This window comes from Bacillus sp. FSL R5-0439, assembly GCF_038008805.1.
In the GTDB taxonomy this organism is placed as follows: Bacteria; Bacillota; Bacilli; order Bacillales; family Bacillaceae; genus Bacillus; species Bacillus safensis.
The window spans coordinates 3,541,578-3,560,278 of record NZ_JBBOZW010000001.1; the positions used below are offsets into that span (position 1 = coordinate 3,541,578).

At 42.3% G+C, this 18,701-nt stretch carries 16 protein-coding genes and 1 pseudogene; 4 read left to right on the plus strand and 13 right to left on the minus strand.

Annotated elements, in window-relative coordinates:
* Positions 1–70: 70 nt before the first annotated feature.
* The 9 genes and pseudogenes from NST59_RS18280 to NST59_RS18320 all read right to left on the minus strand — a co-directional run bounded on the left by NST59_RS18280 (position 71) and on the right by NST59_RS18320 (position 9,557).
* Positions 71–2,452: an immune inhibitor A domain-containing protein gene (locus NST59_RS18280; protein ID WP_058838424.1), complete on the minus strand. Its 2,382-nt coding sequence runs from the start codon at positions 2,450–2,452 to the stop codon at positions 71–73.
* Between the two features lie 189 nt (positions 2,453–2,641).
* Positions 2,642–2,935: a putative quinol monooxygenase gene (locus tag NST59_RS18285; protein ID WP_039182626.1), complete on the minus strand. Its 294-nt coding sequence runs from the start codon at positions 2,933–2,935 to the stop codon at positions 2,642–2,644.
* A 25-nt stretch (positions 2,936–2,960) separates the two neighbouring features.
* A complete protein-coding gene (locus tag NST59_RS18290; protein WP_126682515.1) occupies positions 2,961–3,599 on the minus strand; it encodes a nitroreductase family protein in 639 nt (212 codons plus the stop codon).
* Positions 3,600–3,612: 13 nt separating this feature from the next.
* A pseudogene (locus tag NST59_RS18295) lies at positions 3,613–4,097 on the minus strand (MarR family winged helix-turn-helix transcriptional regulator).
* Between the two features lie 140 nt (positions 4,098–4,237).
* Positions 4,238–5,539: a pyrimidine-nucleoside phosphorylase gene (locus tag NST59_RS18300; RefSeq protein ID WP_039182634.1), complete on the minus strand. Its 1,302-nt coding sequence runs from the start codon at positions 5,537–5,539 to the stop codon at positions 4,238–4,240.
* A 34-nt stretch (positions 5,540–5,573) separates the two neighbouring features.
* Positions 5,574–6,755: a NupC/NupG family nucleoside CNT transporter gene (locus tag NST59_RS18305; protein WP_039182637.1), complete on the minus strand. Its 1,182-nt coding sequence runs from the start codon at positions 6,753–6,755 to the stop codon at positions 5,574–5,576.
* 166 nt (positions 6,756–6,921) lie between these two features.
* Positions 6,922–7,593 carry a deoxyribose-phosphate aldolase gene (gene deoC / locus NST59_RS18310; protein WP_039182640.1) on the minus strand — a complete coding sequence of 224 codons (672 nt, stop codon included), beginning with the start codon at positions 7,591–7,593 and terminating at the stop codon, positions 6,922–6,924.
* Between the two features lie 84 nt (positions 7,594–7,677).
* Complete coding sequence (locus NST59_RS18315; RefSeq protein WP_144489789.1) at positions 7,678–8,622, minus strand: sugar-binding transcriptional regulator; 945 nt, start codon at positions 8,620–8,622, stop codon at positions 7,678–7,680.
* Between the two features lie 59 nt (positions 8,623–8,681).
* Entirely contained in the window at positions 8,682–9,557 is an 876-nt protein-coding gene (locus NST59_RS18320; RefSeq protein ID WP_251180911.1) for an aldose 1-epimerase family protein, read from the minus strand.
* 239 nt (positions 9,558–9,796) lie between these two features.
* Here NST59_RS18320 and NST59_RS18325 point away from each other — a divergent pair, with 239 nt between their 5' ends.
* The gene (locus tag NST59_RS18325; RefSeq protein WP_341040883.1) at positions 9,797–11,620 is read left to right on the plus strand and encodes an acyltransferase family protein; all 1,824 of its coding nucleotides are present in this window, start codon (positions 9,797–9,799) and stop codon (positions 11,618–11,620) included.
* A 149-nt stretch (positions 11,621–11,769) separates the two neighbouring features.
* Here NST59_RS18325 and NST59_RS18330 read toward each other — a convergent pair whose 3' ends face one another.
* The 3 genes from NST59_RS18330 to NST59_RS18340 all read right to left on the minus strand — a co-directional run bounded on the left by NST59_RS18330 (position 11,770) and on the right by NST59_RS18340 (position 14,938).
* A complete protein-coding gene (locus tag NST59_RS18330; RefSeq protein WP_144489785.1) occupies positions 11,770–13,041 on the minus strand; it encodes an MFS transporter in 1,272 nt (423 codons plus the stop codon).
* Between the two features lie 95 nt (positions 13,042–13,136).
* Positions 13,137–14,234, minus strand: a complete 1,098-nt coding sequence (locus NST59_RS18335) for a saccharopine dehydrogenase family protein (RefSeq protein WP_144489783.1) — start codon at positions 14,232–14,234, stop codon at positions 13,137–13,139.
* Positions 14,231–14,938, minus strand: a complete 708-nt coding sequence (locus NST59_RS18340; RefSeq protein ID WP_260775031.1) for a class I SAM-dependent methyltransferase — start codon at positions 14,936–14,938, stop codon at positions 14,231–14,233. The genes NST59_RS18335 and NST59_RS18340 overlap by 4 nt, the downstream gene beginning before the upstream one ends.
* Positions 14,939–15,067: 129 nt before the next feature.
* On the opposite strand from NST59_RS18340, the gene NST59_RS18345 reads away from it, so the two are divergent.
* Positions 15,068–16,075, plus strand: coding sequence for a helix-turn-helix transcriptional regulator (locus NST59_RS18345; protein WP_144493846.1), 1,008 nt, complete (start codon positions 15,068–15,070; stop codon positions 16,073–16,075).
* A gap of 37 nt (positions 16,076–16,112) precedes the next feature.
* Here the strand turns inward: NST59_RS18345 and yidA are convergent, their stop codons facing one another.
* Positions 16,113–16,925 (minus strand): sugar-phosphatase, encoded by an 813-nt coding sequence (yidA, locus tag NST59_RS18350; RefSeq protein ID WP_059377472.1) that lies wholly within the window; start codon positions 16,923–16,925, stop codon positions 16,113–16,115.
* Positions 16,926–17,226: 301 nt separating this feature from the next.
* Here yidA and NST59_RS18355 point away from each other — a divergent pair, with 301 nt between their 5' ends.
* Positions 17,227–17,586 (plus strand): MerR family transcriptional regulator, encoded by a 360-nt coding sequence (locus tag NST59_RS18355; RefSeq protein ID WP_039182663.1) that lies wholly within the window; start codon positions 17,227–17,229, stop codon positions 17,584–17,586.
* Between the two features lie 130 nt (positions 17,587–17,716).
* On the plus strand, positions 17,717–18,700 hold the full coding sequence (locus tag NST59_RS18360) for a Gfo/Idh/MocA family protein (RefSeq protein WP_251180906.1): 984 nt from the start codon (positions 17,717–17,719) through the stop codon (positions 18,698–18,700).
* Position 18,701: the final 1 nt, after the last annotated feature.

The following is an 18,701-nucleotide window of genomic DNA, read 5'->3' on the forward strand; positions in this document are numbered from 1 at the left end:
AATCGTGTCCTTATAATCCTTTTCTCACATATCAAAAAGCCGAATTCAATAGTAGAATCCGGCTTTCTATTTAGTTACTTTTCGAAATTAACACCTTTCCAACAGAACGATCCTTACTTTGTCCAACGACTTTAAAGGATAATCCATAGTTCGGTACATCGCGTCCTGCATCTGGGTTATTTGGATTCACATAGTTCTTTTTATCACTAAATGTACGAGTCGGGCGAATGTAGCGATCTTGCAAAGTTAAGCCCGTTGTTGCTGTATAATCGATATTCAGCTTCGTACTTGGATTCAAAGAGAATGCTGCATCATGTACTTGGAAGCCTGTGGCGGCAATGGAACCGTCACTCCATTTTAATACTTGCTGATCTGCATCTACTACGCCAAGGAAGCCGTTCCCCGGATGCTTTCCAACCCAGTTATCACTGTACGATTGATCGACTAACCACACGACCAAACCGTTATTATAGCTCATCAGACTTGCACCGCGTTTAATATGCTTTAAGCCTTTATCGACATCAGCATAAGAGCGCCACTCTAGTAAATAGTATTGTGCTGCATATTGTTTTCCATTAGATTTTGAGAATCCATTAAAGGTAAAAGTAGATGTATCCTCGGCATCATCTGACCATACGTTCGTTCCATCTGCTTTGACGTTCAGATCATCTACAAATAAACCTGGAAGTGAATAGCCTGCATCGGTTGTGTAACGGAATTGCAGGTCGATTTTCTTCCCTGCATAAGCAGACAGATCAAAGGATGCATCTACCCAGCCGTCTGATTTTCCATCGATGCCATTGCCTTCGTTTGCACCTGCTTCATTTCGATCATTCGTGATGTTACCCGCGATGGTCTTCCATTGATCAGTCCCTGTTTCACGCACTTCGACATACGCATAATCATAATCTTCTTCAATATCGTACCATGCTTTAAATGTCAGCTCTGCTTTGCTTCCTTTTGACAAATCAATACCTGTTGTCGTCATAGTTGCATTCAAATTGTCACCCGTTCCGCTGAAGTACGAATATTTTCCTTGAGCAGGTGTCGTAACGACAATCTCTTTATCTGGTAAATCGACTCGAACGGCGTCATGGTTCGTTCCTTTTGTTGCTGCTTCATCAATTAAGACGGTTTTGCTTTTCTTTAATGTTTTACCATCGATGGTTTGTCCAGAAAGCCAGTTGCCCCCATGCAGATTTTGAAGCATTTCTTTCGCATATGGGCTAAAGCCTGTTGGTTCCGTACCAGGCACTTTACCTGCCCAGCTTCCGCTTGACATGATCGACCAGTAAGAAACGGGCTCTCCGTTGCCTGTGTACTGTGTATCGTACTCGTCAGGAAGACCAAGATCATGTCCGAATTCATGTGTAAACACACCTGCTGCGCCATCTTCAGGCTCAATGGTGTAATCCAATGCGCCTATTTTCCCGCCTTGTCCGACTTCAGATTCAGTATCCGGAATTTCAAATACATCACCAAGTGACCAGCGGTGTGACCAAATCGCATCAGCGCCAAGTTGTCCGCCGCCTGCTTCTTCACCTACACCGGCATGAACGACCATCAGATGGTCAATGATGCCGTCTGGCTCGTTATAAACACCGTCGCCATCAATATCATAGCGGTCCCATTGATCATACTCGCCGAGATCAACATTTGGATCTTTTGCTGCTGCTTCGAGTGCTTCTTTTACCAATTCGCGCGGTCTGCCGTCACTGCCTGAATCGTCAGGTACGTTCCCGCCGTAATAAGCTGCTTCATGCTTCGCTGTATACCATCCTGCAACTGTTCCACTGACTGTGTAACTGCCGCCGGACTGCTTTTCATAATATTGCTTCATGGATACTTTTCGTTTCCCATCTGGACCGATGTAGCCATTTTTTCCGAAAAGCATATCTTGATAATGCTGTTGATCAAACTTGTCATAATACATATCAGTCTCTTCTTTTTTGATACTATTATGCTTATAATCTTTAAAATCTACTAATAAAACCAATACCTTATCATTGCGGACGTCACCTTTATACTTTTCCTTTTTGACCGGTTTTACTTGATTGCCTTCTTTTCCTTTATGCTTCTTTAACTTTTTCTTTTTGGCAAGTTTGTTATGTACCTCTTGTTTGTATTCTTTGAGGAATTCAGGCTCTTCTGTTAAAGTGCTGGCACTTTGTTTCATTGCCGATTCTTCTTTTTTCTTTAGATAGTTCTTTAATGCTTTTTGGGTTTCTGCCTCATTGGCATTCTTTTTGATCTTTCCTTGTTTTTTCAAGGCTTTGACGAGACGGTCTTCATTTACGACACTTGAGTCAAATGGAATACCTGAATAATGACCGCCATCAGAGGATGTTGATTTTTCTGTGGTGTGGGCAGATAGAGGGGTGCTGAAAGCTGTCAATGTTCCTAAGCTTAGGACAGCGGTTAGTGCAATTTTCGTCCATTTCCCTTGTTTCATTTTGGTTCCTCCCTATTTTGGTAATAAATAATATCTAATTCTAGCATATTCCAATATAGTTAAGTCGAAAAACATTTTATTTTCAGAAATTTTGTGGAAAATGCACAATACGTGAATGAAATAGGTGGAACCATATGTCGAAAATAAAAGAACCCTAGGCGATAACCGCCTAGGGTGTTTGTTGTTTTTCTATGAAAGCTGCTGACCTTGAAAGGCAACCACGTCAAGTGGAGCGGCTAAGAATTCTTTTGCCTTCGCTACGAACGCCTGGAAATGAGCACTTGCATTATGGCTTTGAACCGCAGCGTCATCTTTCCACACTTCTACCATTAAAAAGGTATTTTCCTTATCTGTATCCTTGAACAGCTTGTAGGAAACATTGCCTTCTTCAGCCTGTGAAGCTTTCATTAATTCGTTGATTTCTTCTAAAAATACGTTTTCTTTTTCTGGATGAATGGTCATCCCTGCATGAATAATAATCATTTGATCGTCTCCTTTTGAAAAGATATTATTTCCACTCAGCAATACGATCAACCGGTAAACGGTAAGATGCATAGCCTTCGTCAGCTGCTTTCCCAATTGATAGCAGCATGACTGGTACATAACGTTCTTTATCCCAGCCAAATGTTTCAGCAATGACTTCTTTATCATATCCGCCAATTGGATTTGTATCATAACCGTGTGCACGTGCAGCAAGCATAAGCTGCATAGACACAATCCCACCGTCAATTAAAATTGTTTCGCGGTTCACTTGCTCTGGAAGAACTTCAAAGTGTGCAGTTAATGCAGCAATTTGTCTTTCTTTCACTTCTTGCGGCATGTAGCCATGCTCTACTGCTTTTGAATAAATTTCTTCTAAGTATTCATCGTTTTTCATATCTGCAAAAACTGCAATGACAGCTGCTGATGTTGACACTTGTGTTTGGTTGAATTTTGCAAGTGGTGCAAGCTTTTCTTTTCCTTCTGGGCTGTCAATCACCATGAAGCGCCAAGGCTGTGCATTCACTGATGATGGTGCAGTTGTTGCTTCTTCTAAAATCTCTGTCATTTCTTCTTTGCTGATTTTCACAGATGGATCATAGTTACGAATAGAGCGGCGCCCTTTCATAATTTCCATAAAATCGTTTGTTTTTAATGTTGTAGCCATGTGTAACACTCCTTTAGGTTGTTTGAATCTTTTCGATGTTTTGTTGTATACGGATGAGCACATCAGTGAGAAGCCTTCGTTCTTCTTCACTTACGTTTTCAAGCATTTCTGAGATAAATCGTTCTTTTTCTATTTTAGAAGCTTCGATTCTTGTTCTGCCTTCGTCTGTTAAGCGAACAAGTGTGACTCGATTGTCTTCTGGTTTTCTTCTGCGTGTGACCATTCCTTTTGTTTCTAACTGTTTCAAGTGACGCGTCACAGCTGCACTATCAATATTTACTTTTTTCTGCAAATCTGATTGGCTGATTTCATCGGCTTGGAATAACAGCGATAACAACTCAAGTCTTGATTGGCTGATGCCCGTGCATGCTTCGAACTTCACGCCCATCATACGGTTCACACACTGCAAACGATATAATACCTCTGCCTCTTCAGAGCAAAATGCAGTCAATGCCATCCCCTCTTTTCTATTCAGAAATCAATTACTTGATATATCAATCATTGACTCGTCAATTAATATACACCCATTGTTTGATGATTGCAAGAGGTTTGTTTCATAAAGTGAATTTTTTTATTTCAATAGAAAAAGACGAGCATAAAAAAAGACAAAAGCGACGAATCACTTTTGTCCTTTTTCTTTATTCAGTAATGACCGTGTGGATCAAAGTTGGTGCATCGGCATGATCAGCGATGCGGATGTTGTCATAAATTTTCTCCATGACATTTGCAACATCTTCTCGATTCGCATGCAGAGTCACAAGTGAATCTCCTTTTTCAACACGATCGCCCACTTTTTTGTTCAGCATGATGCCGACAGATAGGTCGATATCATCCTCTTTTGTTGCGCGTCCTGCTCCAAGGATCATCGCTGCAACACCGATTTCATCCGCGACGATTTCAGCTACGACACCTGATTCTTTTGCAGGTACTTCGATTTTGTAAGGTGCTTGCGGCAGTTTTTCAGGCTGATCCACAATGGAGCTGTCTCCACCTTGGTTTTCTAAGAATTCCTTGAATTTCTCAAGTGCTTTGCCGTTTTTCATCACTTCAATCAGCTTTTCTCTTGCTTCATCAAGTGTGTCTGCTTTTTTCGCAAGAACGACCATTTGACTTCCTAATGTGAGCACAAGCTCGTTTAAGTCTTCAGGACCTTCGCCTCGAAGCGTATCAATCGCTTCTTTCACTTCAAGGGAATTTCCAATCGCTAATCCTAGCGGCTGAGACATGTCAGAGATGACCGCCATCGTTTGTCTGCCAACGTTGTTTCCGATGCGCACCATGGCTTTTGCAAGCTTCTCTGAGTCTTCTGGTGTTTTCATGAAAGCACCTGCGCCTGTTTTCACATCGAGTACAATCGCATCTGCACCAGCAGCAATTTTCTTACTCATAATGGAGCTTGCAATAAGCGGAATTGAGTTAACAGTTCCTGTCACATCACGAAGAGCATACAGCTTTTTATCAGCTGGTGTCAGGTTGCCTGATTGACCAATAACCGCTACTTTATGACGGTTCACGAGCTCGATGAATTCGTCTTTTGTAATTTCTACATGGAAGCCTTTGACCGCTTCAAGCTTGTCCACTGTACCGCCTGTATGCCCAAGGCCGCGCCCAGACATTTTCGCAACAGGTACATCTAGTGCCGCAACAAGAGGAGCGAGTACAAGCGTAGTTGTATCACCTACACCACCTGTTGAGTGCTTATCTACTTTAATACCCTCAATGGCAGACAGGTCAATTGTATCTCCTGAGTTCGCCATAGCGAGTGTTAAGTCTGCACGTTCTTGATCTGTCATATCTTGGAAGAAAATTGCCATAGCCAAGGCACTTGCTTGGTAGTCAGGAATTGTTCCGTCCGTATAACCTTTGACAAAGAAAGAAATTTCCTCTGAAGATAATTCTTTTCCGTCACGTTTTTTCGCAATGATATCTACCATTCTCATTGTTTTTCACCATTCCTTTTTTTAAATTAGAAAATTAGAAAATTAAACCGACAACGCCTGCTGTTAAGAAGCTGACAAGAGTTGCACCGAATAACAGCTTTAATCCAAAGCGTGCGACAACGTTCCCTTGCTTTTCGTTTAAGCCTTTGACTGCTCCAGCAATGATACCGATAGAAGAGAAGTTCGCAAATGATACAAGGAATACAGAAATGATCGCTTCTGTACGAGCACTGAATTGGAAAGCATCACCGGATAGAATTTGCATTGCCACAAATTCGTTCGATACCATTTTGGTCGCCATAATGCTTCCTGCTTGTACCGCTTCGCTCCAAGGAACACCAACAATGAACGCAAATGGAGCAAAGACATATCCAAGTACATCTTGGAAAGAAACACCGATGGCAGCTGTAAAGATACCGTTAATCATCGCAATTAATGCAACGAATCCAATCAACATTGCAGCAACAACAATCGCTACTTTGAAACCATCCATAATGTATTCGCCAAGCATTTCGAAGAAGGATTGTCTTTCTTCCTCAACGACTTCAAGCATGTCTTCGTCCTTAGACACTTCATATGGATTGATGATCGATGCGATAATAAATCCACCAAATAGGTTCAGCACAAGTGCTGTAACCACGTACTCTGGTTTAATCATTTGCATGTACGCACCAACAATCGACATCGAAACCGTCGACATTGCAGATGCACATAATGTATAAAGACGCTGCTGTGGTAATAATCCAAGTTGTTTCTTAATAGAAATAAAGACTTCTGATTGACCTAAAATCGCAGACGCTACTGCGTTGTAAGATTCTAGTTTTCCCATACCGTTTACTTTACTAAGCAAATATCCGATTCCACGTACGATAAGCGGAAGAATACGCCAATGCTGCAGGATACCGATTAACGCCGAGATAAAGACGATCGGCAGTAAAACATTGATGAAGAAAGTAGACGCTTTATCATTCATTAACCCGCCAAATACAAAGTTGATTCCTTCGCCGGCATAGCCTAGAAGCATTTGGAATCCTTTTGCAAAGCCTCCGACTAGGAAGTTTCCAACACCTGTATTGAGCAGAATATAACCTAAAATAAATTGCAGTACAATCATGACAATTACTGGACGGAATTTCACTCGTTTTTTCCCATTACTAGCCAGCCATGCAATGGCCAGAATCACTAGCAAACCGATGATACCAATCACGTATTTCATGTTTTTCCTCCTTGAATGAATTCGTTTACATTAATGCGCTTGTATGGAACAAACCCTATTTCGTAAACAAAACGCGGAAGAAATTCCCAGAAGAGAGGTCCTTCCGCATATGACTTTTTCATCATTTATGAGTCATGAATGTTATCCTACCATAGGATCGTATGAATTAATAGTCTTTCGAAGGAGATGATTGATCCCCTTTGATAATGGAAACGCCTGCACTTGCGCCAATACGGGTAGCACCTGCAGCTGTCATTGCCTCAACGTCTTCTTTTGTTCTCACGCCGCCTGATGCTTTCACACCGATGTCAGGTCCTACTGTTTTACGCATTAATGCGATGTCCTCAGCTGTTGCACCGCCTGTACTAAATCCAGTCGATGTTTTCACAAAATCAGCGCCCGCTTTCACTGAAAGCTCACAAGCTTTGACTTTTTCCTCATCAGTAAGTAAACATGTTTCAATGATAACTTTCACTAATGCTTTGCCTTTTGCTGCGTCTACAACTGCACGAATATCTTGTTCAACCACATCATATTCGCCGTCTTTCAATGCGGCAACATTGATGACCATGTCCACTTCTGTTGCACCGTTTTCAATCGCATCCTTTGTTTCGAATGCTTTCACCGCTGTTGTGTTTGCGCCTAACGGGAAACCGATGACTGTACATACATCAACACCTGTTCCTGCTAGTTCTTTCGACGCAAGAGATACCCAAGTTGGGTTCACGCAAACAGATGCAAATTGATGAGTCTTTGCTTCTTCAAGTAACTGCATAATTGCAGCTCTAGATGTATCTGGTTTTAGTGCTGTATGATCAATGAGCTTTGCTATCGTCATGCTTCACACTTCCTTTTAATTATGATACTTTCATCATATATGACGGATGAACAATTGTAAACATGGTTATGAAATTTTGTTCATCTATTTTGTGACATTTAAAAGAGCCCTCGCCGTGTGCTGATCGATGATCAATACATTCGCATATTTCCCTCTTAGTGCACCGTGTATAGAAGCCACCTTTCGATGACCGCCAGCGACAAGGATGGATCGTTCTTTTGTCCTTAGATCATCTAGCTCCACGCCAATTGTGCGATTGTTAATGGCTTCACTGCAAATGCGTCCATCTTGATCATAAAAACGCGAGCAAATGTCTCCGACAGCGGATGCCTTGAGGAGCGCTTTTTCTTCTTCACGGAAATAACCTAGTCTAAACAAAAGTGCCTCATCTCTTACCGTTCCAACAGTAAACACAGCGATATTCGCCTGCTTGCCCATTTCAATAATTCGCTGAATGTGTCTGTCCTGCTCAACCATTTCCTTGACAGCAGCACTATCAAATACAACAGGAAGCGGCAAATAGCGCGGTGCTGTTTGAAAGGCCTCAGCAAACAACTGAATGGTTTCCGCAGAATATGTATTCACATGAGAATGGCTGATTCCGCCCTTGAGCTGGACAACCTCTACACCTTTTACCTGTTTAGGTTGCATCTTTTGTGCAATTTGATACATAGTCGTTCCCCAGCTCACGCCAACGATATCACCGTCTTTCACCGTCTCTTGCAAGTAATCTGCACCAAATCGGCTCAAATAATCGGTGATGGTTGGATAGTCGTCTTTTGGCGAAAACACCACATGAGCTTCGAGCAGGTCATATTTTTCCTTGAGCAATGAAGAAAGCTCGTTTAAATCCTCAAACGGATCCATCACCGTAATCTGGACGTATCCCTTCTCTTTCGCATATTGAAGCAGCCGAGATACAGTCGGTCTCGACAAGTTGAGCTGCTTGGCAATTTCCTGCTGGCTGTAATCAGACAAATAGTAAAGCCTTGCCGCTTCAATACTCAGCTGTTGTTTCTCTCGATCCATTCATACGCCCCCTTTTTCTTCTATCATAACAAATTGTTCACCTCTTCATGCACAAATGTTCATTTGAAGAAAACGGTATAAGCGGCATGAAAGGTCTCATTCTTTTCTAACGTTTGAATGCCAAACTTCTCTTTATACTGCCCATTCGTCCCTTCCATATCGGCAATGCCATACCACGGCTCAATACAAACAAAAGGAGCCATCGTTCCTTTTTCTTGGTCATAAGGCGACCAAATGCCCACGAACGGAAAACCAGTGAGATCGACCTCAACTCCGTGACCTGCCCTAGAAGTCAAAGACACTCGATTGATATGGCTAAAGATCATCGCATCCTGCTGAAAAAGCTCTGGTCGAAGCTGGATCGGCTCAATCTCAATGCCTTTTCCTTTCTCTCTGACAAGTGAATTCCGCAGTTCATATTGCACAGGGAGATGTTCAGTCGAAGGTGTCAATGTGAGTGAATAATCTGCTGCTTGCTCACCTTCAACAAGAGGAACACGAAATGCTGGGTGCCCTCCAATGGAGAAATACATCGTATCATCTCCGTCATGATCAATTTCCCAGGAAATCTTCAGTCCATTTTCTAATAGTTCATAACGAATACGTGCTGTAAATTCATACGGGTATTGCTTCATGTGTCGGCTTCTTGATTCATATTGAAAGGTCACCGTATGCTCCGTTTCTTCATATAAATCAAAATTGACATCACGCAAAAATCCATGCTGCGTGAGCTCGAAGGTTTGATCGTCCATCTTGTATTGATCATTCATTAATCGCCCAACAATTGGAAACAAGATAGGCGACACCCTGCCCCAATAAGCTGGATCACCAGACCACATATAGTGACGCCCGCTTTTCTTGTCAAGCACCTCCCTGACTTCCGCTCCCTTTTCATGAATCTGAACCAATAACTGATCATTTTCGATCGTTCTCATTCAACACATCCCCTTTCCTTCTTCTTTTATTATGACAGGGATTTTGGTTTTGAGTATCAAATTCGACATCTCTTCACCCACCAATTCTTTTTTCGTATGAAAAAATTTTAAAAAAAGACAGAAATTCGCCAACAAAATGTAATGCTGATTCGTCTAATTTTATATAAAATAAAAGAATCGTTGCTCTTTTGAATGAACAACAAAAAGAAGCGTTTGACATTGATGGGGGATTCATTTTCATGAACAGCAAGGAAAATCGTTTTCGTTATATTTTAGGATTAGATGGACTAAGAGCCGTTGCTGTATTGGCAGTCATTGCTTATCACTTACATATCGGACCCGCAAGCGGCGGGTTTCTTGGCGTTGATTTATTTTTTGTCATTTCTGGTTACTTGATTACAACGATCTTGTTACATAAGCAGAATTTAGGCTATCAAGAGCTTTTGCCATTTTGGATGGGACGGATCAGGAGGCTTCTTCCAGCTGCTTACATCATGATCTTTATAACCGTCAGCTGGTGCGCGATTGCTGGTTCAAACGCATTATTGTCCATTCGTGGCGATGCCATATCGTCCTTTTTTTATGTCAGTAACTGGTGGTACATTTTTCACGAGCTTTCATATTTTGATAGCTTCAATGCCCTATCTCCACTGAAAAATTTGTGGTCTTTGGCAATTGAAGAGCAATTTTATATCATTTGGCCGGTCCTGTTGATTGCAGGGCTGAAATGGGTAAAAAACAGGTCTCATCTGCCTATGATCACCTTTGGCCTAGCACTTGTCTCCGCCCTATGGATGGCGATTCTTTATTCACCAGATACCGATCCAAGCAGGGTTTATTATGGAACAGATACTCGTGCATTTGCGCTCCTGATTGGGTGCAGTCTGGCATTTGTGTGGCCTATGCAAAGACTATCCAGCAAGAAATTACTTCCTGTTGGCAGACGTATTTTACATATTGCCGGGTTCGGTTCGTTTGCGATTTTCCTACTTTGTATTTATGCAGTGGACGATTTCGATGCCTTTCTCTATCAGGGCGGCATGCTTTTATTCTGTCTGAATGCGGCCATCTTAATTGCGTGCGTCTGCCACCCTGCAAGTCTTATCGGGAAATGGCTGTCCTTTCAGCCGCTCGTCTGGCTTGGTAAGCGATCTTATGGTATTTATCTGTGGCATTATCCCATTATCGTTCTGACCACACCGGTCATTGAAATTGGACAGCCTTCCATCGCGCGTGTCACATTGCAGCTCATCGCCATTTTACTAGTTGCTGAGGCTTCCTATCGCTTCATCGAACAGCCAATCCGCCAGCATGGCTTCAGACAATATTTTGCCTCTTGGTCTATTTGGAAAAAAGGAATCAAACAATGGTCTACATCTAATAAGGTGTTCCTTGGAATCACTGCAGCTCTTTTGATCTTATTTATCATTGGCATGTCTAACTCGTCCACTTCCTCCCCACATGTGAAGGAAGTGACGCAAATTAAGACAGCACCGAAAAAAACAGCCGAACCTTCGGAATCAAAAGCGAAGAAAAAGAAAGAAAAGCACGAGAAAAAAGCAGCTGATCAAAAACAATTTCACCAAATTCTTGCCATTGGTGATTCCGTCATGTTAGACATTGCGCCGAATCTTGAAAACGCATATAAACAGATCACCATCGATGGGAAGGTTGGAAGACAGATGAACGAAGCCATCAGCATCGCCCCTCAATACAAATCATTTAATCAATCTAATGCCGCTGTTATCATTGAACTTGGCACAAATGGTTATTTTACTGAGGACACGCTGAAAGCATTCATTCAAAACTTTTCAAAGGCACATATTTTCCTAGTGAATACGAGGGTCCCGAGATCATGGGAAAATGATGTGAATGCGGTAATTCAGCGAGTGGCAGATCAAGATCAAAATGTCACCTTGGTTGATTGGCATTCAGCCGCTACTGGACAGCCATCCTATTTCCAGGCCGATGGTGTTCACCTTTCAAAAAAAGGTTCTGACACATTGACACAGCTCATCACAGCGAGCATCAAGAAAAAAGGGGATGTATCGACATCATCATAAAAAGACTAGCATCCAGCTTGTCAATGTGAAGAAATTTGTGCACGTGCTCTACTATGAAGCAAAACATATTTTTATGGAGGATGAAGAAAAGACATGCTCTCCCATTATGGGGGGTCATGTCTTTTTTTGTGATGCAGCACGGAGCTGCATTATGTTTTACTTTTAAAGGACCAAACTATTACAGGTATGAGAAATAAAGATAAAATTCCTCCGCTTAAAGATAATGTAGCATAACTCGTATTCGCAGCTACCATTCCTGAAAGAGCACCGCCAGCAGCACCTGCTAACGCAATAAAAACATCGAGTGTTCCTTGGATTTTGGCCCGGGTTGATGGTTCTGTAGAATCAACTATTTGAGCCGTACCACTAATTAAACCAAAGTTCCATCCCAATCCAAGTAAAGACAGAGCAATGATTAATAGAATCATTGAATCACTTGGTGCGAATGCTGCTATTAAACCAGCAAGTAACAATGTTATGCCCGACGCTATGCTCATAGTTGTTCGTCCTAATTTATCTACAAGTACACCCGTGATAGGTGAAGGAAGATACATTGCACCTATATGAAAACCAATAACAATTCCCACTTCGGCTAATCCATAACCATGATGCTGCATATGTACCGGTGTCATGGTCATGAGTGCGACCATGACAATTTGAGTTAAGATCATAACCGTGGCACCTACTGTAATCCCTTTTTTATCTATTTTTTTATCAACAGCATCTGGTTGATTTCCATGCTCATGTTTTGCTTTGTACGCTGCTATTTTTTGTGCAATAACTAACGGATCAGGACGCAGCAGAATAAAAAGGACAAGACCTGCTACAATAAATGCTGCGGCTGATAAAATAAAGGGACCCGCAAGTGATGGAACACCAATTGATTCGGCGAATTTACCCATCATTTCAACTAAATTCGGACCTGCTACAGCTCCAAATGTCGTCATGACCATTGTCATACTAATGGCCGTTGCACGTTGTTTAGAATTCGCTAAGTCAGTCCCAGCATAACGAGCTTGTAAATTTGTGGATGTTCCCGCACCATAAATGAATAGCGATGCAAATAATAAAATGACACTATTCATCATAGCTGCAATCACAACGCCAATTGCTCCGATCCCTCCAACAACAAAACCTGTCGATAAACCGATGCGTCGTCCATAACGTTGTGAAAGTTTTCCTACAATGAAAGCTGCCCAAGCCGACCCCAAAGTAAATAAAGCCATTGGCACTCCTGCATAGGCTTCCGTTCCAAGCATTTGTTGAGCTAAAAGGGCACCTACCGTAATCCCTGCGGCTAGTCCAGCCCCTCCAAATATTTGCGATAGACTAACAACGAACAATACTCGTTTATATAATTTTTTCAATTTTTGGGGTGAATCTATATAATTCTTAATGATATCTTGTTCTGTATTTAACACTGTAAACACCCACTTGAAATTTATTTGCAAAACGTAACCTTTTTATCATTCCCGTCTACAACCCTCCATTTGAATCATCCTATGTTCGTATTCTTTTATGCGGTTAAAAGGCTGGCTTTCAGCGCTAACACACGCTTTTCCTTCGTTTTTTGATCCACCAACGCAAATTCTCCATTCTCATACGCTAATGAAAATAATTGTTCGATATGAAACACACCTGTCTGAAACCGCCTGCTCAATAAATGTAGTGCTGCAGCAGAGGCGACTTGAGCTGTGGCTTGAGACTCATCATGCCCTTTTATTCCAAGCGCTGCTTGATGAATCTTGTTCCTCTCCATTCCTGTCGCCTCCACTTTCACTGCATATTGATCTGTTCCCATTTGAGCCGATTGAATCATGGAAATGGCTCTTCCCTTGATTTTCGGAACAGTGAGAAGTGACGTCATTCCAAGACTCCTTGTGAAGGCAAATGCCCGCGTTGCCACGCGAGAATCAAAACAAAGCCTTGTCGTCACAGAAGGCACGTTGAGTGTCAAAGGCAATGTCTGCTGATCAGAGAAAGGGAACTGATAGGCTTTCCTCTTTCCAAGTTTCATCCCAAAATCTATACGCTTGCCTCCAGTAAAGCTTTTGACTTTTTTACGTTGATGATGCTCAGTAAGCACATAGTCAGTATGGACATTGTCCAGCGTCCATTCAATGGCGGCTTTTCCATGCTGATCACCCAATCCAAGCATAATCCCTATATCTATTTGATTCACTGATGAGAGCATAGATGATGCTTTCGCAGCTAATAAATTCGTAAGGCCGGGTGCGAGACCTACACTGAGCAAAGCCGTTGCACCGATGTACTGCTGATCCAGCTTTGCCACCTGTTCCATGTAGGCCCCTTTCGCAGAGATATCTATATAATCAATACCTGACCGCAGAACTGTTTCAGCAAATGACGGGTCTTCTTGATCAAGGCACATGATCACCAGCTTTGTTTGATCCATCCAGTCCGAAAATAACGGCTCACTGACATCAAGTTGATAGGGAAGAACCTTCCCTTTTGTCTGACGTGAAAATTTCTCTGCCTTCTCATAGCTTCTGCCTGCTGCAACAATTTGACCGGGATACACTTCACTTAGCTGAAGACATATTTGCTGTCCAACATGTCCATAGCCGCCTATCACCATCACCTGTGTTCTCATTTCTCATCCGCCTCTCTACGATTCCGCTTGCAAACAAGCCCTTTGATCATTCCTGCCTGAAAATAAGGTCTGATGTCTTCAAATCCTGCTTTGATTAATTGCGCTTTTATTTCTTCCTCGGGAACAGGGTGTGTCGTCTGTCCCAGCCTGTTTTTAAAGGACGTAAACACCTCTTTTTCTAGGCCTTGCCGCTGCATGAAAAGAGAGAGCATGTGAAGCTCCTGTTGAAATGCATGAGACTTCATCTCGCCTTGTATAAATGCCAACATAAACGGTGCTTCTGGTTGAAGCCTGCGGGCAACCTCGTTTAAAAAGAGCTGGCGCTTTTCTATAAAATGAATGACAAGCAAGCTCACTGCTGCATCGTAAACAGGTTCAGCTGAAACCTTATCTAATGAGGCCTCATGCCATGTGACACGCGCCTCCATTTCTAGCTGTGCAACTCGTTGTTTCGCCATGTCCAGCATAGAAGGTGACGGATCGACCCCTGTGATGAGCCAGTCTTCTTTTCTTTGTAACATGTTGATGATCTCTTCGCCCCCACCTGCTCCGACAGTTAGAATACGAGAGCCCGCTTTCTTTATTTCAGTTTCTAATACATCTACTGTTAACTCATGCAAAAGGTGATAGCCGGGTACTTTATGTGAAATCGTCGCTGCATATGACTCAGCAACAGGATCGTGCCAATGCTGGTTTTCTTTCATGTCCTTCTCCTCCAGTTCCTTTCCGCTTTCCATCGTTTCCTGTACACTAAAGATATGACATCTTTATTGTAAAAAGAGACAACAGAAAACACGATCCCTAAAAGTGGGGATTTTTGAGGAGGAGATCATGTGACCAATCCAGCCACTCATTTTCAGCAGCTGAGACAACACATTCGGGACGAACTTGCTGCCGTCCTTGATTTTGATGCCGCCTGTATCACGACCATTGATCCAGCCACTCTCCTCTCGACAGGTTCCTTCACAGATGAACCGATTGAAGAAATTCATGACCAGCTGTTTCAAAATGAGTTTTTAAAAAGGGACGTACATCAGCATGAGTTTCTAGCCAAAGGCCCTGTTCATGCTGCGAGCCTAGTCCAAAGCGGAGAATACCTTAGCAGTGAGCGCTATCAAAATATTTTGTTACCTAAAGGATGGTCTGATGAATTGCGGGCAGCTCTTGTGATTCAAGGGGAATGCTGGGGGATTGCCAGCCTCTATCGTCTAAAGGACAAGGAACCTTTTCAAGAAAAAGATATCCAAGCGGTCATCGAACAAACGCCCAGACTCGCAGCCAAGCTAAGAGATGAACTTTTCAAGAAAAGAGATACTGAAGAAGACGCGGCGGCGGAGCAACAAGGCTTCCTTATTCTTTCGCACGATTACAACCTTCTTTATGGAAATGAGACAGGTCTTCATTGGCTTCAGACGTTTCAAGCCTTTGAACAAATCCATGACAGGGCGATCATGCCACGCCCGTTTAGAGCATTAGGGGCAAAACTTTTATACGGCGGTATTGAGCAAACACCGGCAAGCATGACGAGATTGCCTACGGGGTTGTTCCTCTCTCTTCAAGCCTTTCGATTAGCGCAGGCTGACAGGCAGGAGGAGGCTGTCATGATTCACATCAAACGAGCTCAAACAAATGATATCCTTCCTTATGCGGCGAAAACGTACAGACTGACAGAAAGAGAAATGAACGTCCTCGACTGCTTATTAAAGGGCCAGTCGACAAAGGAAATTGCGAGCACGTTATTTATTTCACCCCATACCGTTCATGATCATGTGAAAGCGATGCTGCAAAAGACGAATTTAAGTAGCAGACGTATGCTTGTTTACTTTTTCTCCAATATATAAAAAAGCGGCTACCGCACTGGTAGACCGCTCTCTCTTTTTATTTTCCTAAAACCAGCTCATGCAGCACATGTGCTACTCCGGCTTCATTATTAGATTTTGTTACAACATCTGCTACGGCTTTGACATCATCAATGGCATTTCCCATAGCGACACCGCAGCCTGCAAACTCTACCATTGATATGTCGTTCCCGTTGTCACCAATGGCCATGACTTCTTCACGAGAAATTCCCAGCTCCTTCGCTAGAAGCTTCACAGCATTTCCCTTACTCACATCAGGATGCAGGATTTCAAGGAAGAAATCTGTACTTTTCACCATCATATACTTTTCCTTCACTTCAGACGGGATGGCTTGTATCGTTTTTTCCAACCGTTCTGGCTGATCAATATACATCATTTTCGGAAGTCTCATCGATGAATCTGCCTCTTCAACAGGCATATATTTAAGCGGCAGCTTTGTTAAATAGGCTTCATGCACTGTGTATTCACTAATATCGCGATTCGGTGTGTATAAATTGGCCGAATCGAAATAATGCATCGGTGTATCCAGTTGACGGCTCAATTCATATAAAGAAGTTAAATCATCATAGGATAATGTCAGCTCTGACACCACTTCATTTGTATGGCTGTTTTGAACAAGCGCTCCATTATAGGCGATCACATAATCTCCCTCTTGATCAAGCTGAAGATCAGCTAAATAGCGATTTACCCCGCCAATTGGCCGACCTGTACATAAGACAATTTTAATTCCTTCTGCCTTTGCCTGTTGAATGGCTTCAAACACTTCATCCGGCACCATATGTTGATCATTTAATAACGTACCATCCATATCAATTGCGACTAATTTATACATTCACTGGTCCCCTTTTCTCAGCAAAAACGTGCTGTCACTATTTTGAGCCACCACTCCCATGATGACAGGTTATTTCATTACTATTTACCTATTTTAGCCTATCGTTTTTTCTTCACGCTGTCTACTTGTTCATATCTGTAACAAATATCACATGAGTCTACTCTATTATAACGTATTCTTTTCATCGTGCTGATCCCCCATTTACAACAAGTAAAATAGACCAATTGTTCACCACTATAGAATGTTTTGAAACTAGCAAATCTAATTGTATGATGGATAGCAAAGAAAGGAGGTGCAGGGAATGATTACGTTTACGAGAGGTAAATTGTCAAAGATGTCTGGAGTACATATTGAAACCATTCGTTTTTACGAAAATGAAGGGGTGCTCCCAGAGCCCAAAAGAGCGCATAACGGCTATCGTCTATATGATAAAAAATATGTACTCATGCTATCATTTATCACCGAAGCGAGAAAGCTAGATTTCTCCCTTAAAGAAATTCGTGAAATTATCAAATCACTTTTCGAAAAACAGTCAAAAACAGAAGCTGAACAGCTGCTCGAGCAAAAAGTCGAAGATATTCAACACTCTATTCAAGAGTTAAAAAAAAGGAAGGCAGCTATTCAATTGTTAACAAAGCAAACATTAGCAAACATCAGCTGATTGTAAGGGCTACCAAAGGTGTGCCGGTCTTGGTCACTGGCACACCTTCGCTCAGGTATCTCATTACACGTCCAATGAGAACATCGGTTATACTAGAGACAGCTTAAACGAGTGGAAGGAGTTTTGGAGAATGAACATCGCAACCATTGGATCAGGTATCATTGTGGAAGGCTTCCTGCAAGCCATTGACCAGCTCGAAGGTGCTTCTTGCCACGCTGTCTATTCAAGAAAGGAAGAAACGGCAAGGAAGCTCGCAGACAAATTTGGGGTGCAGACAACTTATACGGATCTTACCGCTATGCTAGAAGATCCTCACGTAGAAGCCGTTTACATCGCATCACCAAATCGTTTACATAGCGAGCATGCAACGGCTGCATTGAAACACGGAAAACATGTGATATGCGAAAAGCCTTTCACCTCAAATGTTAAAGAGCTGGAAGCCTTAATCGCTCTCGCAAAGGAAAAGCAGCTTCTCCTATTTGAAGCCATTACGACCGTTCATATGCCAAACTATCATTTAATCAAAAAGCATCTTCATCAATTAGGTAAAATCAAACTGGTTCAATGCAACTATAGTCAATATTCAAGCAAATATAATCAGCTGCTAGCCGGCGAAACGCCAAATGTCTTTAACCCTGCGTTCTCTGGAGGAGCGCTGATGGATATTAATATCTATAATGTCCATTTCATCATGAACCTATTTGGATCACCAGAGCAGGTCCGATATCAGGCAAACCGCCATCCAAACGGTATTGACACATCTGGTGTTTTGACATTCACTTACAATGATTTTATTGCGACAAGTGTGGGCAGTAAGGATACAAGCAGCATGAACTTTGCATTGATTCAAGGAGAAAAAGGCTTCATTCATGTGAAAAATGGGGCGAATGGGTGCGAGGAAGTGCTGCTGCATGTTGATGATAGGGTCGTCTCACTCAATGCACAAACGAATCCAAACCGTCTGTTTTATGAGGCTGAAGCTTTCCAGCATATCATTGAAACAGAAAATCACGAACAGTGCTATGCATGGCTTGATGAAAGTCTCTCCGTGATGAAAGTCCTTGACGCTGCAAGAAAAGATGCAGGTATTGTTTTCCCAGCAGATCAATTTTAAT